The organism is Nostoc sp., from assembly GCF_036919495.1.
In the GTDB taxonomy this organism is placed as follows: Bacteria; Cyanobacteriota; Cyanobacteriia; order Cyanobacteriales; family Nostocaceae; genus Nostoc.
The window spans coordinates 79,105-102,532 of the sequence record NZ_JBALBZ010000123.1; the positions used below are offsets into that span (position 1 = coordinate 79,105).

Here is a 23,428-nt window from a genome sequence, read left to right on the forward strand (position 1 = left end):
TAAAAAAGGGGGGTTAGAGGGGATCAACAAATATTTGATACTTCTCAGATATCCTCTGAATTTGATAATCATATTCGCCCTCTCAAGTTCTTATATAACACGCATCCTGTAGATATTAAGTAAATTCATTTGAGTTCAAATTTAAATGTAAGGAATTGTATTATGACTGCTACTTCTAACCAGATTAAATCCAAGGTTTGGGACAACAAGCAAGAGTATCCCTTAACTATAGAATCTTTAAGAATGCTGTTGGAAAACCGAATTCCTTTAATTCGGCTAAAAGAATTTGCTACACCCCAAGAGTGTGAAATGTTAGTTGCTCAAGCTGAATTATTCAACTTCGATTCCTATCAGAATGTGAATCCCAAAATTGAGCGAATTGGTATCACAGTCTTTGAATATAATCGCATTAGTAAAGCGGCTTATTTTCAAGCAGTAGAACGCACAACTAAATTAAGAGACTGCATTATGGCAGGCTCTTTTAATCCATTAGAACGCTTAATGGTGAAAATTCGAGAATGTACAGGCGCGACTGTACGAATTGCTTCGGAACCACTCTATGGTAGTTATTATGCAGGACTGATCAGAAAAATAGAGCAGGGGACTCAACTTCATATTGATTATGCTCCGTTAGAACAATCAAAATGGGAAATTGGTACAGTTATTTATCAACTCTCTTGGAATTTGTACTTGAAATTTTCTCCAAACAATCATGGTCAAACACGCATTTACGATCGCCAGTGGCAACCAGGAGATGAGCAATATAAACTCGATTCCTATGGCTATGGTGATACAGTAATTGCAGATGCAGACGCGATCGCCTTCCAACCTTATGTGGGAGATGTGTTCATTTTCAATACACGCAACTATCACACTGTTGAACCGATGGATGGACAACGTGTGACTTTCACTTCTGCGATCGGATTACTACCTAACGGTGAAATTATTTTGTGGTCTTGAAAGTGAGCAGCAGGAAGCAATTTGGTAAATATAGTGAGGAAATAATTCATGCCCTTAGCAGCTGTGATGACTGCACCTAATCAACCAGTTGAAGTCCAACAATTACCAGAGCCGATTCTAGAAAAGGGTGGAATCATTATTGAAACCTTATATTCTGAGGTTTGTGGAACTGATGTACATTTACTACATGGGCGTTTAGAGGGAGTACCGTATCCCATCATCCCTGGACACTTCTCAGTTGGTCGTGTGGTGGAAACAGGTGGAGCAGTTAGTGATGTCAATGGTAAATTAATTCAGCCTGGAGCGATCGCTACTTTTTTAGATGTCCACGAAACCTGTTACAACTGCTGGTATTGTCTAGTAGCCAAAGCATCCACTCGCTGTCCCCAACGCAAAGTTTATGGTGTCACCTACTCAGCAAATGATGGGTTGCTGGGTGGTTGGTCTCAATTAATTTACCTCAAACCAGGGGTTAAGGTTCTAACTCTACCCGAAGAAGTCTCACCAAAGCAATTCATTGCTGGAGGATGTGCCTTACCAACTGCACTACACGCTATTGATCGAGCGCAGATTCAAATTGGTGATGTCGTCGTAGTGCAGGGTTGCGGGCCTGTGGGTTTGAGTGCGGCAATTCTAGCTTTGCTCTCAGGTGCAGGCAAAGTAATTGTAATTGATAAATTTGAGAGCCGATTAGTAGTTGCAAAATCCTTCGGTGTAGATGAAACCCTTACAATTAAGGCTGATGATCCAAGACAACATATTGAGCAAGTTTTGGAATTAACTAACGGACACGGTGCTGATGTCACTATTGAAGCCACAGGCATTCCCATTGCTGTCAAAGAGGGCTTAAACATGACCAGAAATGGAGGTCGCTATGTTATTGTCGGGCATTACACAAACACGGGTGAAATTCTCATCAATCCACACCTGGAAATTAATCTAAAACATATTGATATTCGCGGGACTTGGGGAATTGATTTCAGCCATTTTTATAGAATGATTGAATTACTAAAACGTCATAGCGATTCCAGTAAAAATATTGCTTGGTCAAGCATAATTAGTCGTTCATATACATTAAAAGAAATTAATCAAGCACTGGCAGATGTAGAGCAAGGCTCTGTATTAAAAGCTGTGATTCAACCTAATCTATCTTGATGCAAATATATCAAATGACTTAGATAATAGGGAGAAGATATGCTCGAAGATTTACAAATTGCCTTTATCGGCGGTGGCACGATGGGGGAAATGATAATTAGTAGATTGTTATCAACGAAAATTGTTCCAAAAGCCGATCTAATTATAGTCAGCGATCCAGTTTCTGCGCGATGCCTTCATTTAGAAAGGGAATATGGAGTACGTACTACAACCTCCAATATAGAAGCGGTTCTTGGCGCATCTATTGTGATATTGGCGGTGAAGCCACAGGTTTTGGCAGAGGTTCTGGATATGATTAAGGATAAAATTCCACCTAATGCTTTAGTAATTAGTATTGTGAGTGGAGCGAGTATTTCATCTCTGTGCGAAGGGTTGAATCATCCTGCTGTTGTCCGTACAATGCCCAATATTGCAGTACAAGTTGGTCATGGGACTACAGTGTGGAGTGCATCATCAAGTGTGACAGAGATACAGCGATCGCATACCCAAGTCATTTTAGAAGCATTAGGTAAGGAATTTACTACCCAAAATGAACATTACCTTGATATGGCAACGGCGTTGAGTAGCGCGGGGACTGGATTTGTGTTTCTCTACATCGAAGCAATGATTGATGCTGGCGTTCAGATGGGTTTAACTCGCACACAAGCCCAAGAACTAACATTGCATACGATTGCTGGTAGTGTAGAACTGATGTTTCAGACTCATGAACATCCAGCAGTTTTACGAAACAAGGTAACAAGTCCTGGAGGAGTCACTGCTGCTGGTCTTTACGAGTTAGAAAAAGGTGGTATGCGAACTGTTATTTCTAATGCAGTGCTAGCCGCTTTGAGCCGCACTCAACAATTAGGTAATATCAGTTAAAAAATTAGCGCTGATTGGGGTTGCTCATTCGGTACTTATTACTGATTATTCAACACTAAAAAGTATTAAAGCTGATAAAAGATTTTAATTTATTTCTCAAATATGCCAACCCAAGTTGTTCAAGCTCAACCCTCAAAGAATGTCTTTTCAGATTTTATCCAATTCTGGGAAAATGCCAAAGCGATCGCTGGGCCTTACTGGTATCCAACAAAGCCAGGACAAAGAGCATTTTCAGACGTAATTCGTGCATGGGGAATGCTTATTCTCCTAATATTACTAATAATTGCATTTGTAGGTGTAACTGCTTTTAATAGTTTTATTAATCGCTACATAGTTGATATCATACTTCAAGAAAAAGATTATTCTAAATTTATTAATATTATATACTTTTATGCTGCTGGACTTGTCTTGGTAACGCTTTTATTAGGATTTTCTAAATTTGTTAGAAAACAAATTGCTCTTGATTGGTACAAATGGCTTAATAATCAGATTTTAGATAAATATTTAAGCAATCGTGCTTATTATAAAATTAATTTTAAAGCTGATATTGATAACCCAGATCAACGTTTATCCCAAGAGATTGAACCAATTACCAGTAATGTCCTCTATTTTTCAGCTACTTTTCTAGAAAAAGTACTGGAGATGATAACTTTTACAGCAATTATCTGGTCAATTTCCCAACAGATTGCTGTTGCTCTGGTTATTTACACGATTATAGGCAATTTGATTGCTGTCTACTTAAATCAAGAATTAAATAGTATTAATCAAGCAGAAATTGAATCTAAAGCTGACTATAATTACTGCCTAACTCATGTTCGTACTCACGCTGAATCAATAGCTTTCTTCCGGGGAGAAAAACAAGAATCAAATATAATTGAACGCCGATTTAGTAAGTTGACCACAAACATTAAACGCAAGATTGATTGGGAGAGAAATAGAGACATTTTTAACAGAGCATATCAGGTTGCCATAGAACTTTTTATGTTATTCATACTTGCGCCTTTGTATATTAAAGGTGAAATTGATTTCGGACAAGTTGGACAAGCTAGTGTAGCTAGCTTTATGTTTGCTACTGCTTTGGGAGAACTAATAACTGCATTTGGCAGTTCTGGAAATTTTTCGAGTTACGTTGAGCGTTTAGCTGAGTTTTCGAGTGCTTTAGAAGAAGTGACCAAACAACCGGAGAATGTAAGCACCATTAAAATAACAGAAGAAAATCATCTTGCTTTTGAGAATGTTACCTTACAAACGCCTAACTATGAACAGGTAATCGTTGAAGACTTGTCCTTGTCTGTTCAACCGGGAGAAGGTTTATTGATTGTTGGGCCAAGTGGTCGAGGTAAAAGTTCTTTATTGCGAGCGATCGCTGGTTTGTGGAATGCGGGAACTGGTCGTTTAGTGCGACCTCCATTAGAAGAAGTTTTATTTTTACCCCAACGTCCTTACATAATTTTGGGAACTTTGCGCGAACAATTGCTCTATCCTAATACCAGTCGTCAAATGACTGATGCAGAACTCAAAGAAGTTTTGCAACAGGTCAACCTACAAAACTTATTGAGTCGAGTCGATGGCTTTGATACAGAAGTTCCTTGGGAGAATATATTATCGATAGGAGAACAACAACGCTTGGCTTTTGCACGACTGTTAGTTACTCATCCTAGCTTTACTATATTAGATGAAGCAACGAGTGCTTTAGATTTGCAAAATGAAGGAAGTTTGTATCAAAAACTACAATCTACGAAAACAACATTTATCAGTGTTGGGCATCGGGAAAGCCTGTTTGATTATCATCAATGGGTTTTGGAACTTTCACAAGATTCTAGTTGGCAACTTGTGACTGTGCAGGATTATCGAAATCAAAAAGCAATAAATATTCAAAGCACGTCTAATAATGAGCCGCAAAATCAATCTCAAATATTGACAGAAACAATCACAAGTGAAAAGCTCACTCATAAGGAAATAAGCGAATTAACTAACTATTCCATTAGCACTATTAGAAGTAAGGCAAGCAAAGGAGATTCTATTACTACTAGGGATGGTTTGATGTACCGCTATGACAAGAACTCAAGTGTGTTGAAATGGCTGAAAGTTTAGCGATTAGACAATCTGTTCAGTCTGTTGAATTATCACCTGTGAAAGAATAGTTTTCTATTTTGATTTGTAAAAATCTTACTCGCTCAGAACCCCAAATTTTTTAAAATTGGGGTTTTTGTTGTTCACTAATGACTTATGACTGATGTGTATAGGGATCTGGTTTATTATTAAACATAATTTGTATGAAAGAAGTTAACAGCAAAGAAAACAGGCAAAAGTAGAGGCGGCTTTAAAAATTTTATTAATTACTAATGATGATCTCGGCGATCCCACCCCTACTTATTCAATAATCAAATAAAATTACTATAATCTTGATTACTTAAATTGATAATTATTAAATATTTTTTCTTAACTTTCTTAACTTTCTTAACTTTCCTAACTACCTTTAAACAATTACTTCTTAACTGTCTTAACTGACCTTGAGAATATATTTAATTAATGATATATTTTACTTGAAAAATCAATTTACTTTAAGGGAAAATCTATGCCTACAAACACAGTCAAAACAGTGGATGTCGTAGCCATACCATTTTTTGCGCGTTTCTTGGAAGAGCAAGCTACTGAAGCTACTGAAGCTACTGAAGGAACAGAGGTTCCTTGGACTTACAAGTATCCTTCAGATTTGGAAGATAGATAATTTATTTACTCTTCTACATCTGAAAGTAGCTTATCTGATCGGAAAGATACCTTGTAATTGGCTGAATCATAATTTCATAGAGTAGCAGTTATCAAATAAGTAAAAACTACTCATAGAAATACGATGGCGCAGAGTGCCTGCCGTAGGCGATCGCTTTCATATTACCTTTTCCCAACATGGAGGTGATTGCTTTTTCTAGTTACCTAAATTCTTTAAATAATTTTTGGTATCGAAAGTAATTTGTTTGCTATTACTTAATAGCTACCTCCTAAAAGTATCAAAAAAAATTTTATGCACCTGTCTCGTAATGTTGTTTTATTAATCACCCACAGTGGTGATTTCTTCACAATAGATAGAGTGGCAGAAGCCTTATCAAAAAAAGGGGTGCAACCATTTCGTCTAGATACTGATAAGTTTCCTCTGGAAGTGCAATTAGCAGCACATTTTGATAAGTCTAAAAGCTACCACACTATAGAATGTAACAACCACTCTATTAGCACAGAGCAGGTGCAAGCTGTATGGATGCGCCGTATTTGGGAACCACAACTGAGTCAAGAATTAGCGCCAAAGTTCCGAGAAGCTTGTGTTAGAGAATCACTTGCAACTTTGGATGGTTTTTGGGATAGTCTCAAGGAAGCTACGTGGGTAGATAATTTAGAGCGGATAGATTATGCAAGTAACAAGCTGCGTCAACTACGGATTGCGTCTGAAGTAGGTTTTGTTATTCCCCAGACTCTTATCACCAACAAAGCTCAAGCAGCACGAGAGTTTTTTCAGCAAGTCAACGGAAAAATGGTGAGCAAGCTCTTAACTGCGCTTTCCTACAGTATGGAAGCTAACTCCTCGTTTTTTCTGTACACCAGCATCGTCAAGGAAGAAGATTTAGTTGATGCCGAGTCACTGCGCTATTGCCCAATGGTTTTTCAAGAGCAAATTCCAAAGCAACAGGAATTACGGGTGGTGTATGTGAATAGTAATGTATTTGTGGGGGCGCTAAATGCAGATGTGTATGCAGCAGCCAAAGTTGATTGGCGTAAACCAGGTGTTGAGGTTGGCGCATGGCAACACCACCAACTTCCTGATGAAGTAGTTAGTCGTCTCAAAGCCTTTATGGGGAAATTTGGGTTGTTGTTTGGAGCGTTAGATTTCATCGTCACACCATCAGGCGAATACGTCTTTTTGGAAATCAACCCTGTGGGGGAGTGGGGAATGCTAGAAAAGGATTTAGACTTACCCATTGCAAGTGCGATCGCAGACGCCCTACTTCAAAGAAGGAATGAATAATCAAAAATTTAATATTTGATATTAGCCTGTGGTAAGCCACCCAAAAGGTGTCTACATACTTCACACTTCATACTTTTTATGACCGTATTAATAGTCACGTTTAGTAAAGACAACGAAAGCATTCCTTTAGTCATCAAAGAAATTGAGGCTAGAGGAGAAAAAGTATTTCGGTTTGACACAGACAGATATCCCACTGAAGTCAAGTTAGATATTTACTCTGGCGATACTGAACGGGTAATTATTACTGATGGCGAACAGAAGCTAGATTTGAGTGAGGTCTCCTCAGTTTGGTATCGGCGGATGCGCTACGCACAAAAAATCCCCGAATCAATGGACAAGCAATACAGAGATGCGTCAATTAACGAATGTCGCGCCACAGTCAGGGGTATGATTGCCAGCCTTCAGGGATTCCACTTTGATCAAATGTCCAATGTGGATCGGGCTAATAATAAGCAACTACAATTGCAAGTTGCACGAAAAGTTGGTCTTCTAACTCCACATACTCTGACTTCAAACAATCCAGAAGCAGTCAAGCAATTTGCTCAAGAGTGTAAGCAAGGTATAGTTACCAAAATGCTTTCTTCCTTTGCTATCTATGATGATCGGGGGCGAGAAAACGTTGTGTTTACCACTCCAGTTACAAATGACGATCTGGAGAATATGGAAGGACTGGGTCTTTGCCCGATGACGTTTCAAGAAAATGTGCCCAAAGCGCTGGAGTTGCGGACAACTATTGTTGGACACCGCGTATTTACTGCCGCAGTAGATTCTCAAAGGTTAGAAGGATCTACTTACGACTGGCGCAAAGAGGGGAGAGCCTTAGTTAAAAATTGGCAACCCTACAATTTGCCAGAAGATATTGAGAAAAAACTGCTCAAACTGATGGCTTATTTTGGCTTAAACTATGGAGCAATTGATATTATTGTCACGCCCGATGGTCGCCATGTATTTCTCGAAGTTAACCCAGTCGGGGAATTTTTTTGGATGGAGATATATTCACCACACTACCCTATTTCGCAAGCGATCGCAGAAGTATTACTGACTAATAAAAATTAGGGAATTTCGCTAGTATATTTTTATTGCCTTCCATTTTGAAAGGTGTTAGTGAGATTTCACTATTAAGTTTGTTAATATTAAATTCCTTATTTAAAATTATGAATTTATTTATATTTGGAGATTAAATCCTTGTGATAAACCTAGTAAATACACAAACAGTTTTGACATTTGATGGGGAAAAGGATTATATAGATTTTGGCAGAAACGATATTGGCGGCGTTTTCGCTCAAGGGAGTTCAGCTTTTACCATTTCAGGATGGGTAAATCCACATGAACTAACAAATAAAGCCACTAGTTACGGGACGCGTAATGTATTTTTTGCCCGTTCTTCAGAAAGATACAGCGATAATTTTGAATTCGGCATCAATGAAACAGGAAACCTAGATGTCTACATAGATGAAAGTGTTAGCAAAGGTATCAAAACCTTCGGACAAGGAGAACTAACTATAGAACAATGGCATTTTTTTGCTATTGTTTTTAATAGTGGTCAACTAGCCGTATACATTGACGAGCACGAATACAACGATTCTCTTAGAGGTTCATCTTTAAACAAAGCCACAAGTTCTATAACTCTGGGAGCAACGTTACACAAACAGGTCTATTTCAAAGGACAATTAGCAAATATTAGTGTTTGGAATTATCCCTGTAGTCAAGCACAAATCCAGACTCATCGTTGTGGGCTAATAGTCGGAGATGAATCAGGATTAGTGGCTTACTGGAAATTAGATGACGGACAAGGTACAACTGTCAAAAATAAAACTGGAAAGTCTTATCAAGGAAATTTTCGTGGTAATCCTATTTGGACTTTAGCAGAAATTCCATTCGCAACACAATCATCAAATCCAGTTCCATTTGCAGAAGAATTATCCAATCAAGAAGATATTCAAGAAGAGATCCAAACTGAGACAGCAGTTATTCCTGAAGAAAATATCTCACCACTAACCACAAGTTTATTAGCAGCAACGGTATCGTTAGTAAGCAACGACGAAAACCAACCAAAGGAAATTCAACAGACAAAAATAAACAGCGAAGAATCCGAGATTATTCCAAGTGCGATCGCTCTCGATCCACATGACGAGGAAACAAAAACAGACCAAACTGAAGATCCCCTCAATATCCAACAAGCACAAATATTAATTCAGGAGGAATCGCCAGAAACTATGAATACAAAAGCCAAATATAAAATACTTTCCATTGATGGAGGCGGTATTCGGGGCATTATTCCTGCATTACTCCTAGCAGAAATTGAAAGGCGGGCACAAAAGCCTATATTCAGTTTGTTTGATTTAATTACTGGCACTTCCAGTGGCGGAATTTTAGCGCTTGGATTAACTAAACCACGATTAAGTTCCGATGTATCTGATAACTTGTCAGTAGCTGAATACACTGCTGAGGATCTTCTACAGTTATTTCTTGAGTATGGGGTAGAAATATTTTATGAGCCGTTGTTTGAAAGACTACTTGGCCCATTAGAAGATATATTTCTCCAGCCAAAATATCCTTCCGAAAGCAAAGAAGAAATTTTCAGGCAATATTTTGGTAACGCCCCTCTAGAAAATAATCTCAAAGAAGTTTTTGTAACGAGTTACGATATCGAGCAGCGAATTCCGATATTTTTTACAAACCAACTAGAAAAAGAGCAGATAGAATCTAAGAATTTTCAGAAGTTATGTGGCGGTTTTTCGCTCCTAGATGCAGCATTGGCAACTACTGCTACTCCGACTTATTTTGCTCCTCATCGGATTGTCAACCCCCACAATAGCGGCATCGCCTATACTTTAATCGATGGTGGAGTATTTGCTAATAATCCAGCCCATTTAGCTATTTTAGAAGCACAAATTAGTAGTAAACGAAAATCACAAAAAGTCCTCAATACAGAAGATATTTTAGTAGTTTCTTTGGGTACAGGTTCTCTGACGAGCGTCTACCCTTATAAAGAAGTCAAAAATTGGGGACTTTTGCAATGGGGAAGACCGCTTTTAAATATTATGTTTGATGGTAGTAGTGAAGTAGTAGCTGGAGAATTAGAACAGTTGTTTGAACCTACTGATAAAGAAGCTAAAAGTTTTTATTATCGCTTTCAAACATTGTTAGATAGTGAACTAGAAGAAATAGATAATACCAAACTTCAAAATACTCGTCAGTTACAAGCTATAGCCCATCGACTAATATCTAACAAAAGTCAACAAATTGATGAACTGTGTAGTCTTTTGTTGGGCTAAATCAGATTTCTTATATCTTGCACCAACTAACTAGTGCAAGATGTAAGATTTTTAATTTCTTCACAAAAGAAATTAGTAATGACTCTCTTAGTCATGTTTTCACTTTATAAGGATTGTAGGTAAGTACAATGGATGAACTCGTCAAAAAAATTTCTGGTTTAGGACTTCCTGGCATACTTTTCGTAATAGCAACGGGTGCATCAGGGGGTAATGTCGCTGCCGTTGTCGCTATGCTTTCAACGCTGGGGGGACCTTTAGGCCTCTTAGGAGGTTTAGGCTTGCTTGGGCTGGTAGCCGTTTTAGGGGAATATATAGCGGGATTTGGAATTGAAAATATTCTCAAGCTCATTTATACAGAACGTAGCAAAACTGAATCTATCAGATTTCTTCTCAAAGAAATTCAAGAATTGCCCATTTCAGATGAGTTAAAACTCAAACTGAAACATCATATTAGCCCAGTAGTCGTTACTGAGCCTGACCAAGGCCCTTTTCCGAGAACAGTCGAAATTGTTGATGACGAACCATTGACCTAATGCATTCGATTTGATCCCCCTAGCCCACGCCAGTTGCTACCCTCCCTGCCTTAATGCTGACAACGTAGCTGGCTCCCCTTAAAAAAGGGGGGAAATTTAATTAAATTCCTCCTTAAAAAGGGGAATTTATGGGGATCTACAAATCTCGAATACAACACCATAAAAGTTTTCAGACATTCTCTAAAAGGAAAAATGGTCTTTGAGTCTTACTTAATTCTCAAAGACCATTTGAAAATTCCTAGTGTAATTAGTAACGGCTACATTTTTAAAATATGCAAACTCCATCTGTGCGTGAGCAAAACACAACAAATCCTTTTTCAGCCTTAATTCAATTTTGGCAGGATGTGAAAGTAGTTGCTCAACCTTATTGGTATCCAACAAAAGCAGAAGGAAGAGTATTTTCAGATGTAATTCGCTCATGGGGAATGCTCATTCTCTTATTATTATTAATAGTTGTGATTGTCGGTGCAAATGCTGCAAATAGTTACTGGAATCGCTATGTAATTGATATCGTTATTGAACAGAGAGACCTTGATAAATACAATAGTACTTTATGGCTATCTAGCCTCATTATTGTAGGGATGGTCTTGTTAGTAACTCTTTTGAGATATGTTAGAAAAAAAATAATTCTTGACTGGTATAAATGGCTAAATATTCATGTTATAGAAAAATATTTAAGTAATCAAGCTTATTATAAAATCAATTTTAAATCTAATATAGATAATCCAGATCAACGTTTATCCCAAGAAATAGAACCTATTACTAGTATTGGCTTAAAATTATCATCTTCTTTACTAGAAAAATCTTTAGAAATGGTAAGTTCTTTGATAATTCTCTGGATAGTTTCTTCACAAATTGCGATTTATTTAGTTATTTATACAATTATAGGTAATTTAATAGTTGTTTACTTGAATCAAGCAATAAATAAAGTTAATCAAGAAGAAATTGCATTTAAAGCAGATTTTGCATATTGCTTAACTCATGTTCGTAATCACGCTGAATCAATCGCCTTTTTTCAGGGAGAAAATGAAGAATTAAATATGATTAAACGCCGATTTAATAATGTTTTGAAAACTTCTGAACGCAGGCTGAATTTAGAGAGGGGACAAGACGCTTTTGGCAGAGCATATCAGTCTGCTATTAGCGTATTTTCAATGTTTATTCTTACACCTTTATTTCTTCAAGATCAAATTGATTATGGACAAATAAACCAAGCTAGTTTTGCTTGTTTTATGTTTTCTAATGCTCTAGGAGAACTAATATCAGAGTTTGGAATTTCAGGACGATTTTCTGGTTATGTAAAGCGTTTAGCAGAGTTTTCAGATGCGCTACAGGCTGCTAGTAAACAACCAGAGAACGCCAGTACTATTAAAATTATAGAAGAAGAACATTTAGCTTTTGAGAATGTCACTTTACAAACGCCAAATTATGAACAGGTAATCGTCGAAAACTTGTCACTAGCTGTTCAGCCAGGAGAAGGTTTATTGATTGTTGGCCCTAGTGGTAGGGGTAAAAGTTCTTTGTTGAGAGCGATCGCTGGTTTGTGGAATGCGGGAACTGGTCGTTTAGTGCGTCCTCCCCTAAAAGAAGTATTATTCTTACCCCAACGGCCTTATATTATTTTAGGGACTTTGCGCGAACAGTTGCTCTATCCTCACACAGACAGGAAAATGAGCGATCGCGAACTTGAACACATTTTGCAACAAGTTAACCTGCAACACTTGCTTACCCGCGTAAATGGCTTTGATACGGAATTTCCTTGGGAAAATATATTATCCTTAGGAGAACAACAACGCCTCGCTTTTGCACGGCTATTAATCACACATCCTAGTTTCACTATCTTAGATGAAGCGACGAGCGCTTTAGATTTAAATAACGAAGGTAATTTATATCAACAGTTACAATCAACGAAAACAACTTTTATCAGTGTTGGACATAGAGAAAGCTTATTTAATTATCATCAATGGGTATTAGAACTTTCACAAGAATCTAATTGGCAACTTGTTTCTATGCCAGATTATAAATTGCAAAAAGGAATTGCTGTTAACCCATCAGAAAAGAAGCAAATTCCGATAGATATTTACCCGGAAAATGAACTCAAAATAAAACTAGAATCAGCAGCGATGTCTAACGACAAGCCCTTCTCTACGAGAGGCTGCGCCAACGGGTTCGAGAGTGACGCTCCTAACGTCGCTAACGCTACGCTATCGCAATTGACGGGAACCGCCTTGGCGCAGCCTCTCGTAGAGAAGACTGCGACTCCCTCACCGCAAAGCGTCTACGCCACAATTATAGGACTTTCTCATAAAGAGCTTCAGACATTAACAGACTATTCTCTTAGTACTATCAGAACCAAGGCTAGTCAAGAAAAGTCTGTGACTACTAAGGATGGTGTAACCTACCGCTATAACAAAAACCCGGAGGTATTGAAATGGGTAAGAGTTTAGTAACTATTTATATATTTCAAAACAAGTGATGCTAACTAGAAAGCAAAAACAATTGGTTACTTATGAATCTATTACGATTTATGAAAAAAGTTATAAATTTCCTACTTTAAAAAATCCCAAACTAAAAAAAGTTCAAAGTAAAATTAGAAAATGCCAAAACTTAATTAAAGAAGGTACTAAATATAATTCTTATTTTTGGGGAATAATCAAACGGAAAAAAGAAATTAGTCAAGGAGAAACTTTAGCAGAGGTTAAATTATTAATTAGAGATTATACTCAACTTCTTGATTTTTTAGAAAATTATAAAAATAGTTATCAAAATTTTTTATTAAAATTTATAGATGACTGGAAAAATCTCTTTAACCAAAAATATTATGAAATTAGAAAAGTAAATGAACAAAGAAATAAGCTAGAGATAAAGAATAATAAAAATTTTCAAATAATTGACAAGTTAAAATGGGAAGAAGAAGAAAATTTAAAATCTATTTTGCTGTTAAGCAATACTAATTTTTTAATTTTAGAAAAAGTAAAACTACTCAGTGAAGGAATTAAAAAATTAGCGGAAGATACCAAAAATCAAAAGCAAGCTATTCAGAAAATACTTAAAGATATAGAGGTGTATCAAGAAATTTATGAATACCAAGTCAGAGCTACAAAAATTCGTCAAGAAATAGCAAAAATAGCTGAAACCGCAATTAATCTAGAAAACTCTCTACAAGATTACTTTAGTCCGTTTCAATCTTTAATAGATGATGTAGTAAAAGTAGATGCAGATTTTTATGCAATTGTAGGAGAAATTCAAAATTTAGCAAGTAGTACTCTAAGTTATCAAGTTAATTTATTAACGATACAAGATACTAGTACTATGTCTCATGACATCCTTAATTTATTAGTGGCAAGTTATGATAAAAAAGGTAGACTACCAGATGCTTTTTTTCAGTCAAAATTATTAGATTTGCAGGTTCATGACTTTGATTTAAGTAAAAATGAGATAACTTTAAATCAAGCTATTTACTTAATATCTAATTATATGTCTACTCAACTGGTTGCTCAAAAAAAAGTGCTAGGGATAGAAGAAACAGATATTGCTTCTGATTATTCTCAAGTTTTTATCGAGAAAACAGAATTCGCGGAGCAACCTAATATTGATATTGAGTTAGCTACAGAATTTAAAAGTAATTGGAATATTGATTACAGTAAATTGCAAAACCTTCTTACACAGTACAAGTGGCAAGAAGCTGATATTGAAACAGCTAAATTAATGCTAAAAGTCATGGGTAAGAATGATTGGAATGAAGTTTATAAAGAAGATATTATTAACTTTTCATGTGAAGCTTTTTATAAACTTGATCGACTTTGGCACCAATACAGTCATGGTTACTTTGGCTTTAGTGTTCAGCAAAGTATTTGGAACGAAATAGGCGGTCAAATAGATTATGAAACAGAAAAAAGACTTGGCGATCGCCTGGGTTGGCGAAAAGAGGGAAACTGGTTAAATTACGATCAACTAACTTTTAAATTATCCCCGACGACACCGATGGGACATCTACCAGTTAAATGGTTACATTATGACCAAAATATATTTGACATACCCCCATATTCATCTACAGCCCCCCTGCCAATGGCAGCTTGGCGAGTTGGATCTTGGCTAGTATGGCAGATGCATTTATTTTTTACTCGTGCCAAAACTTGTTATGAAACTTTACCATGAGTGAATCGCGCATTATTTAATAATAGGGGGGAAAGTCAATGAATAATATGCATTTTTCGGATACAGAAATAGAAATTTTACTTTTTGGAAAATGGCGTTTTAAATCTTTAGCAGAATTAAAAATTAAAGACCTGGCAGCAAAATTAAAATATCATCAAACATCGGACATAGAAATTAGCGAGAGATTAAAAAAAGGAAAAACAGTAGTTTATTAAGTCAAAGGTAAATTAATAGAAAATCAGGAATTAATCACAAAACATGAAAATTCTTGTGGCCGATTTATTTTAGCAACGAATATTTTAGACACAACCAAATTAGCACCTACAGAAATATTGATAATATATAAGGAACAGCAATCAACAGAGCGAGGATTTAGATTTATTAAAGACCCGTTATTTTTTGCCGATAGTCTTTTTGTGAAAAATCCAGAAAGAGTAGAGACAATGATGATGTTAATGGCATTGTGTCTTTTGGTTTATAATCTGGGACAAAGACAATTACGAATTGCATTAAAAGCATAAAAAGCTACTGTTAAAAATCAACTGAATAAACCCACAGAATCTCCCATATTAAGGTGGATATTTCAATGTTTTCAGGGGATTCATATTCTAATTAGACAAGGAGTTCAGAGGATTCTTAACTTAACGGATGAACATTGTAGGATATTGCAATTCCTACCTAATTCTTGTCAAAAGTATTATTTATTATCTTAGTTTTAAAATATAGAATTCTCTATTACATGGTCTTATGTTTTTATCACTAGGTTAAAAATTCAAATTAAACTGCCCTACTGGCTTTTTAAACACAATCAAAAAGCTAGAATTTTTACGTACATAATTTATTTTTTGATAGTTGCTTAATTTTTAAAAACTATTGTTTTGAATTACCCATGAATGTAGTTTTTGCATAATACTTATTGAAGTGCGGAATGTGGGATTTAAGTCGAGTTTTCGCGTGGTTGGAGGAGATACCAAGGGCTAAAACTCGCTCCTCACACTTTGCAAGACTGGTTGATGCTACTGTGTGCTAGGCATCGTGATTGCTTGTTGTTCAAACTTCAAGAAAATACACCGAAAAACCTGCCAGGGCCAGAACTAGGCATTCCAGCACTATCATTTCAAGCTTGGTACGAGGCGCGGCACGGTGTTGAGGCATACACAGGGCTTGACCGCATTCCACGAGTGGCGTGGGCTGAGTACCTCAGCTGGTATCGGCATTTTCTGGGCATTCCAGTTCGGTATCAGACGAAGTTGGTGCGGATTGAGCCGGACGCAGATTTCTTTCGTCTACACCTAGAAGTGAACGGTGTCGTGCAGGTGGAAACCACACGTAAAATTATCTTCGCCAACGGTGTAGCTGGCACTGGTGGCCCAAATATACCGCCTGTATTGGCATCTCTGCCACGCACCTTATATGCACATACCGCCGATGAAATCGACTTCAAGAATCTGCGTGGCAAAACAGTAGCAGTGCTGGGTGCTGCGGCCTCAGCCTTTGATGCGGCAGGAGTAGCATTAGAATCAGGCGCTAAGGCAGTAGGCAACGCCCCCTACCTGAAGGACATCCATGTGTTCAATCCTGCTGGCTTCGTAAGCTTCGGTCTGCCCATCGGTGACGTACCTAGTATCCGACGCGATGTGCCAGCAGTAGTGGCACGCATCAGCCACGACTTATTCTTCACTGACTGGTCATTACACGAAGCCCGGATCGCTAGCGGCAATATTTCGCCAGACTTCGACACATCATTGTATGCGGATGCGGTGTGGAAACAGCAAGCTAAGGTTAAGGTGGCAGCCAGCTAAATCTGCGTAGCGTTTATAATTCACGCCTAATGTGAATTAAAATGGTCTGCACGCAGATGCGATCGCAAAGGCGTTAACTTAGCTATTGTAAGTATTGATCAGTTCTAGGGCAGCTTTGGTTGCTGCACTGGTGATAACTGGCGATCGCGATATAGCGATAACAGTTGAGAAGCAGAAGAATCAGCAATGTCTGACATATTTCGGTTTGAATAGATTTATTGAAACTACAGCTTAGTTAAAGAGTTTGGAGAAGGTTGCTAATTGTCAGACGTCACAACAGCGATTGCAAAACCGATTACAAAACTTCTGTACGTTGATTGCAATGCAGTTGCACCCTAAAAAGTAAAATACTAAGCTTAGTCAAGCTGCGTAGACTCATCGTGTAGCATAAAAGTACTATTTAATGAAATAGCTATTTGTGTAAAAACCTCCCTTGCTGGCGAAGTGTATTCACTCATTGCAATCGGATTTCCAGTATCACTACCGCTACCAATGCGGGGATCAATAGGAATTTGTCCCAACAAAGGTGTTTGTAATTCTGCGGCTAGTTGTTCGCCGCCACCACTACCAAAAATCGGTGTGCGTAAACCACAATCACCGCAAATTAAATAACTCATATTTTCAATGATGCCAAGAACAGGAACACCCACTTGGCGAAACATATATATATTACGTCGTACATCTGCAACAGCCACTTGTTGAGGAGTTGTCACTAAAATGACTCCACAAATTGGGCTTTCTTGGATAATTGTAATTTGAGCATCACCTGTACCTGGAGGTAAATCTATCAATAAATAATCTAATTCACCCCATTGCACATCTTGCAAAAATTGCGTGATAATTTTATGCAATACAGGTCCCCGCCATGCTAAAGGACGATTTGCTTCTGCAAGTAAACCCACTGACATTATTTTTATTCCCTGAACTTCTAGAGGCAAAAACTTATCACCTGTGGGAGTATTAATTACTTGAATATCAGCTTGTCCTAAACCCAACATCTGGGGAACATTGGGGCCATAAACATCGGCATCTAATAGTCCTACTTTTGCACCTTGTAATTTTAAAGCTGCGGCTATATTAACGGCTGTTGTGGATTTGCCCACACCACCTTTACCACTAGAAACTGCAAGAGTTGTTTTAACACCAGGAATTGTACAAATTTGAATATAAGTTTTTTTGCACCAAGATAAAGATGATAATTTATATTGAATTTCTGGCTGTAATTGGTGCTGATGAGAACCAATATATAAACGTAAGTAAATATAGTCATCAACTATGCGTAAGTTTCGTACCATTCCCAAACTAACGATGTCATTTTTTAAGGTAGGTTCGATAACCTGTTTGAGTAATTGGACGACTTCTTGCTGATGGGCTATAGTCATATATTCTTGATGTTAAAAGGGTATTCCTGTACCTCACGTTAGCGTAGTCTCTGTCTCGGACACGCTATGCGAAGTAGAGAAGTTGAAATTTTCCGTATAACCTTTAATAATTTATCAATATGTCTTACGCAATTGTACATTACCCCAATATTAACACAGAAGATATCAATCAAATAAGGCAGAAATATGATCCACAAGTTTATTTAATAGAAGCACATATTACACTTGTATTTCCCATAATCGAGTCTATTAATGAAAACAATCTCATTCTTCATATTGATAATATATTGAGTAAATGGAAAGCATTTCCTATTTGTCTCAAAGGATTGCAAAAATCATGGGATGAATATCTGTTTTTAATGGTTGAAGAAGGAAAGGTAGATATGATAGAATTACACAATGAATTATACACAGGTATATTAGCTCAATATCGCAGAGATAACTTACCATTTATTCCACATTTAACGTTAGGAAGATTTACAAAAAATATAGCTCAATTTTTGCAGGTTTTAGAAGAAGCACAGCAATTAGATTTAAATTATCGTTGTTTTGTCAATAAAGTTCACCTAATAAATATTGCTGATGAGCAGAGGTCAATAATTTGGAGTAAAAAATTTGTATTGCGAAATTATTAAAACTTTGAGCGGGTTGACATTTCCCTTAGTGATTTACTGGTCAATTGAGACTATTCTATCTGTTTGAATCTTCTGAATTGCCCGTTGCGCTTGGATGGACACTTCTTTGTCAGGATCGTCTAAGGCTTGTTGCAGTGGGTTAATAACATCAGGATGAGCTAAATTACCAAGTGCGATCGCAGCCTCTTTGCGGACATCTGCATATTCATCTGTTAATGCTTGAATTAATCTCGGCATAACTTGAATATTTGGGATTTTTTGCAAAGCTTGTGCTGCTGATTTGCGTACTTGCCAATGCTCATCATTTAAAGCTATTTCTAGTGCTGAAGTTGCTTGCTGATTTTCATGAATAGCCAGAGATTTGGCTGCATTACGGCGAACTTGCCAGTCACTATCATTTGTAAGTGCTTGAGCAAGTATTGTAATTACTTGTGTATCTTGTAAATGCCCTAAAGTTAAAGCAGTAGCACGACGGACTATTGGTTCTTGGTCAAAAATTAAATCCAAAGCTTGTGGACATTTTTCTATTTGATTTATATATCGAAGTGTAGTAATTGCTGCTTCTCTTAACTCAGAATTTTTTGATTCTAAAAAGGGTAAAATATACGGTAAAGATTGAATATCATGAATCTTTCGCAACAGCACTAAAATATTTAGTTGTATATTGACATCATTAATTTGTAACTTATCTAATAAAAGTAACAACTCATCTCGTGTCACCAATTCATTTAATGCTGATGCAGCTTCAGCGCGAATATCTGAATCTGCTGAATTTAAGCATTCAATTAAAGCAGGAATCGCCACAGGCTCGGCAATTTCCCAAAGTGCAGATATGGCTATTTTTTGTACAGCAATATTTTCATCTTTCAAAGCGATAATTAAAGCGTCTATTGTTTCTTCATCGCCTAAATGTTGTAAAGTTTTGACAGCCACTAAGCGGTCATTTACATCAGGCGAACGCAGCATTTCTAGCCAGTGCTTGAGTTCATCGTTCATTAATTTTTACCACAAATAATAAGAGAATATTTAGCGTAATAAAAAGGGAATTTGTACTGTAATTGCATTGGTAGGACATTCTTTTTCACAAGGTAGACAAAACCAGCACTCATCATATTTCATATACGCTTTCCCTGTCTCTGGATTTTTTGCCAACACATCCAAGGGACAAACTTCAATACAGGCTGTACATTTTTCTAAACATTTAGATTCATCAACGATCACAGGAACATCTATTCTTTGTGTGATTAAAGCCATACATTTATTACTCCCTAATTCAATTAATAAACTTTAAATGAAAAATTCTAACCCTTCCCACGGAGATGCTTTAGCACTTTTTATTCTGGTGTTTAAATCAGAAGTATGAATTTCCAGTTTATGATCATTAGTAACTTTATTTGTCAGGATTTAATTTTAAATTACAATTATTTAGTTATCCAGCGTTGCACGGATAAAACGATAGCCTAGATCAATCTCTGTAAAATTGTGAATATTGCCATATTGTTTTGTCCATTCCCCACTACTTAAATCTGCTCTAAGTAACTGTACTCCTTGCTCAATTAAATCTTGATTTCCTAATGCAAAAGATGATATTCCCGCACGTACTTCTGTTTGAAGGTATAACTCTGGTCGCCTCCAGGCTGCTGCTGCAAATAAATCAGATAAATCGTATGGTAACAAAAGGGGTATGGCTTCAACACGCCTTTTAGTATTCCTCTGAATTAAGTTTATCTGTTCATTAAGTGGTAAAAATCGTAAGGCATCTTCCCACAAAAAGGGAAAATAGTCATAAAGCCATATCTTCTGAGCTAATCTAATATCAAAACTTAGTAAAACTATTATCCCATCTCTAATAATTCGTTGCATTTCTTGAAACGCTTTTTCGAGATTAGTAAAGTGATGAATTGCTAGAATACTTACAACGCCATCAACAGACTTATCTGGTAGAGGTAAATTTTCTGCATAGCCAGTGAACCACTTAACTTGCGGATATTCGAATGCTTGTTTTTGCATTACCAAAGAAGGTTCAATAGCATTAACAAAAAATCCTTGATTAGCTAGCGCTTGGCTGTAACCACCAGTACCAGCCCCAATATCAGCAATAATGCTATTTTTGGGTAAATTGAGTAAATTAATTAATTTATTGACAATACGGATATCAGGAACGCGAGTTTTTGAGTATTGTTGACCGATTGAATTATAGATAGACATATTTATGATAATATTCTTCAAAATAATTTAAAATTAACCATTTAAAATTGAACTTTAAATGAACAAATTAAACATCTGTTAGTTAAGCAATTCTAGCAATTGCAACAGTTCACTTATCATAAACTTTGGTTGTGCTTCTTGTGGTAAAACTTGGTTTTTCCGGTTGTAATAGCAAAAATCAATATTAACTCATTTTGTTCTGTTAGGCTCAGTTTAGGTTTTTATAAATCAAATCAATAATGGAAAATCAGTTTCTTTTAATTGTATAGCAAACCCTCACTTATTAATTTAACCTAATTTTATTATTGATAGTGTTCTGCGCGGCAACACACTCTATATTTAACCTTATTGGTTTTTATCTATTGAGATTTTTCTAATTATTTTTAGTATTTTTTCTAAATCTTTACTATAGAATTTATAATTTTTATCATTGGGCTTCCTTACTAAAATTGCTTGTATGCCCGCGCGTAATGCTCCAGAGATATCAGCATTATAGCTATCACCTATCATTACACATTCTTTTTTTTCAATCTTTAAATCACTTAGGACGTAATCATAAAATTTGAGGCTTGGTTTTTCATAGCCAATTTTTCCAGAGGTATATATTTCATCAAAATATTTTTTTATATTTAATTTATCTATGATTTCGTGAAGTTCAGGTATATGATTTGATAAAATAACGTTTTTATAATTATTTTTAATTGTAGATTCTAAAGTAGGAATTACATCATTATATAAATGCCATTTGTTGATATTTTTGTATTCATTCTGGACTTGCAAAGCATATTTTATCGCCTCCTTTTTAGCTATTCCTACTTTCTCATATACTTCTACAAAATAGTCATTCATATACTCCCACCATGTTTTTCCATTAAATAATAAACTATGGGGGGTTTCAGGAGAATGCCAAGTAAAGCCAATATTAAGGAATGGTAGAATATCTTCTAAATGTATATTGTGGATTTCGTTACTTATTAATATTGAGTGTAAAGTTCCACTCCACATTCCTTCACGATAACCTAGTGTATTATCAAAATCCCATAATAAATATTTCATGTTTATTTCACTACTACATGATAAACTTCGCGTTGTAAATCTACCTCTACAATATAAGGTTCAATTGGACGCTTAAATAAAACCATTTCCCCTACTTCATCTTTTTTTAAATGGACATGACAAAACCATTCGTCATCATTCTTTTCTGGATAATCTAAGCGATAATGATAAAGTCCCCAACGAGTTTCTTGACGATATAAGGATGCTCTAGCTGCCATTTCTGCACAGTCCCTAATAAAATGTACTTCCATAGAACGCATTAACTCATGGGGATCACGAGCGCCCATTAAATCTAATGTTTGTTTATATTGAACAAAATGTTTCAAACCAATATCAATTTTATTACCTGATTTTGGTGGTTGCAGATAATCATTAACTAAGCGTCTTAACTTGTATTCTACTTGAGTATGAGGTACACCATTGGGACGATTTAAAGGTGCATAAATCCTAGCTTTTTCTGTTTCTAAAAACTCTGCATCTGGTTCGAACAAATCTAAATCTTGAATATATTCAATGGCATGAGTTCCAGCTATGCGACCGAAAACAAATGCCCCAATCATATAATTATGGGGAACGCTAGCCATATCTCCGGCTGCATATAAACCTGGAATACTTGTTTGAGCATTTTCATTTACCCATACACCAGAAGCACTATGACCGCTACATAAGCCTATTTCGGAAATATGCATCTCTACGCCGTGAGTGCGGTAATCTTCATTTCTACCTTGATGAAAGCGTTCTCTACTTGGTCGTTCATTTGCCCAAAGTATGGATTCAATTTCTGCAATTGTATCTTCATCAAGATGGGTCATTTTCAATTGAACTGGCCCTTTCCCAGAATTTAATTCTTTCCAGATTTCCAACATCATTTGACCACTCCAATAGTCACAGCTAATGAAGCGATTCCCTTCGGCGTTGGCTGTATGTGCGCCAAAAGGCCCAGCAACATAAGCACAGGCGGGGCCGTTGTAATCTTTAATTAAAGGATTAATTTGAAAGCATTCAATATTGCTGAGTTCTGCACCTGCATGATAAGCCATTGAATAGCCATCTCCGGCATTGGTAGGATTTTCATAAGTGCCGTAGAGATAGCCAGAAGCGGGTAATCCTAATCTGCCACAAGCACCTGTACAGAGGATGACGGCTTTAGCTTGAATGACAATATAATCACCGTTCCTGACATCAAATCCTACTGCACCAATAGCACGTCCTGATTTGACTAAGATACGGGTTGCCATGACGCGATTTGTCACTTTGACTTTGTGGCGTTTGACTTGGCGGGTAAGAATGGTTTTGAGGTCTTTACCTTCTGGCATGGGTAAGACATATTTACCCACACGATGCACTTGTTTTAAGTCATAGTTGCCTTGGGCATCTTTTTGAAA

The 23,428-nt window shown here is 36.6% G+C and carries 19 protein-coding genes and 1 pseudogene; 14 read left to right on the forward strand and 6 right to left on the reverse strand.

Annotation, left to right across the window (positions count from 1 at the left end):
- Positions 1–162: 162 nt before the first annotated feature.
- From V7K25_RS16965 to V7K25_RS17030, 13 genes and pseudogenes are all read left to right on the forward strand, one after another.
- Positions 163–960, forward strand: a complete 798-nt coding sequence (locus V7K25_RS16965) for a 2OG-Fe(II)-dependent halogenase WelO5 family protein (RefSeq protein ID WP_335159709.1) — start codon at positions 163–165, stop codon at positions 958–960.
- 48 nt (positions 961–1,008) lie between these two features.
- The gene (locus V7K25_RS16970; protein WP_335159710.1) at positions 1,009–2,115 is read left to right on the forward strand and encodes a zinc-binding dehydrogenase; all 1,107 of its coding nucleotides are present in this window, start codon (positions 1,009–1,011) and stop codon (positions 2,113–2,115) included.
- A gap of 39 nt (positions 2,116–2,154) precedes the next feature.
- Positions 2,155–2,976 carry a pyrroline-5-carboxylate reductase gene (gene proC, locus V7K25_RS16975; protein WP_335159711.1) on the forward strand — a complete coding sequence of 274 codons (822 nt, stop codon included), beginning with the start codon at positions 2,155–2,157 and terminating at the stop codon, positions 2,974–2,976.
- Between the two features lie 102 nt (positions 2,977–3,078).
- Positions 3,079–5,070, forward strand: a complete 1,992-nt coding sequence (locus tag V7K25_RS16980) for an ABC transporter ATP-binding protein/permease (RefSeq protein WP_335159712.1) — start codon at positions 3,079–3,081, stop codon at positions 5,068–5,070.
- 484 nt (positions 5,071–5,554) lie between these two features.
- Positions 5,555–5,707 (forward strand): microviridin/marinostatin family tricyclic proteinase inhibitor, encoded by a 153-nt coding sequence (locus V7K25_RS16985; RefSeq protein WP_335159713.1) that lies wholly within the window; start codon positions 5,555–5,557, stop codon positions 5,705–5,707.
- Positions 5,708–5,998: 291 nt separating this feature from the next.
- The gene (locus V7K25_RS16990) at positions 5,999–6,991 is read left to right on the forward strand and encodes an MvdC family ATP-grasp ribosomal peptide maturase (protein WP_335159714.1); all 993 of its coding nucleotides are present in this window, start codon (positions 5,999–6,001) and stop codon (positions 6,989–6,991) included.
- Between the two features lie 78 nt (positions 6,992–7,069).
- On the forward strand, positions 7,070–8,047 hold the full coding sequence (locus V7K25_RS16995; RefSeq protein ID WP_335159715.1) for an MvdD family ATP-grasp ribosomal peptide maturase: 978 nt from the start codon (positions 7,070–7,072) through the stop codon (positions 8,045–8,047).
- Positions 8,048–8,178: 131 nt separating this feature from the next.
- Positions 8,179–10,269 carry a patatin-like phospholipase family protein gene (locus tag V7K25_RS17000; RefSeq protein ID WP_335159716.1) on the forward strand — a complete coding sequence of 697 codons (2,091 nt, stop codon included), beginning with the start codon at positions 8,179–8,181 and terminating at the stop codon, positions 10,267–10,269.
- A gap of 128 nt (positions 10,270–10,397) precedes the next feature.
- Complete coding sequence (locus V7K25_RS17005; RefSeq protein ID WP_335159717.1) at positions 10,398–10,802, forward strand: hypothetical protein; 405 nt, start codon at positions 10,398–10,400, stop codon at positions 10,800–10,802.
- Between the two features lie 272 nt (positions 10,803–11,074).
- Positions 11,075–13,249, forward strand: a complete 2,175-nt coding sequence (locus V7K25_RS17010; protein WP_335159718.1) for an ABC transporter ATP-binding protein/permease — start codon at positions 11,075–11,077, stop codon at positions 13,247–13,249.
- Positions 13,250–13,277: 28 nt separating this feature from the next.
- Complete coding sequence (locus V7K25_RS17015; protein ID WP_335159728.1) at positions 13,278–14,960, forward strand: GUN4 domain-containing protein; 1,683 nt, start codon at positions 13,278–13,280, stop codon at positions 14,958–14,960.
- Positions 14,961–15,061: 101 nt separating this feature from the next.
- A pseudogene (locus tag V7K25_RS17025) lies at positions 15,062–15,673 on the forward strand (IS1634 family transposase); the annotation flags it as partial.
- A gap of 285 nt (positions 15,674–15,958) precedes the next feature.
- Positions 15,959–16,762, forward strand: coding sequence for a SidA/IucD/PvdA family monooxygenase (locus V7K25_RS17030; RefSeq protein WP_335159720.1), 804 nt, complete (start codon positions 15,959–15,961; stop codon positions 16,760–16,762).
- Positions 16,763–17,118: 356 nt separating this feature from the next.
- On the opposite strand, the gene V7K25_RS17035 is transcribed toward V7K25_RS17030, so the two are convergent.
- Positions 17,119–18,144 carry an Mrp/NBP35 family ATP-binding protein gene (locus V7K25_RS17035; protein ID WP_335159721.1) on the reverse strand — a complete coding sequence of 342 codons (1,026 nt, stop codon included), beginning with the start codon at positions 18,142–18,144 and terminating at the stop codon, positions 17,119–17,121.
- A 119-nt stretch (positions 18,145–18,263) separates the two neighbouring features.
- Here V7K25_RS17035 and V7K25_RS17040 point away from each other — a divergent pair, with 119 nt between their 5' ends.
- Positions 18,264–18,779, forward strand: a complete 516-nt coding sequence (locus tag V7K25_RS17040) for a 2'-5' RNA ligase family protein (RefSeq protein ID WP_335159722.1) — start codon at positions 18,264–18,266, stop codon at positions 18,777–18,779.
- A 33-nt stretch (positions 18,780–18,812) separates the two neighbouring features.
- On the opposite strand, the gene V7K25_RS17045 is transcribed toward V7K25_RS17040, so the two are convergent.
- The 5 genes from V7K25_RS17045 to V7K25_RS17065 form a co-directional block, all read right to left on the reverse strand.
- On the reverse strand, positions 18,813–19,775 hold the full coding sequence (locus V7K25_RS17045; RefSeq protein WP_335159723.1) for a HEAT repeat domain-containing protein: 963 nt from the start codon (positions 19,773–19,775) through the stop codon (positions 18,813–18,815).
- A gap of 30 nt (positions 19,776–19,805) precedes the next feature.
- Positions 19,806–20,033, reverse strand: coding sequence for a 4Fe-4S dicluster domain-containing protein (locus V7K25_RS17050; protein WP_069068766.1), 228 nt, complete (start codon positions 20,031–20,033; stop codon positions 19,806–19,808).
- Positions 20,034–20,204: 171 nt separating this feature from the next.
- On the reverse strand, positions 20,205–20,987 hold the full coding sequence (locus V7K25_RS17055; protein WP_335159724.1) for a class I SAM-dependent methyltransferase: 783 nt from the start codon (positions 20,985–20,987) through the stop codon (positions 20,205–20,207).
- Positions 20,988–21,332: 345 nt separating this feature from the next.
- A complete protein-coding gene (locus tag V7K25_RS17060) occupies positions 21,333–22,043 on the reverse strand; it encodes an HAD family hydrolase (protein WP_335159725.1) in 711 nt (236 codons plus the stop codon).
- A gap of 2 nt (positions 22,044–22,045) precedes the next feature.
- Positions 22,046–23,428, reverse strand: a 1,383-nt coding sequence (locus tag V7K25_RS17065; protein WP_335159726.1) for a fumarate reductase/succinate dehydrogenase flavoprotein subunit, incomplete at its 5' end; no start/stop codon positions are given.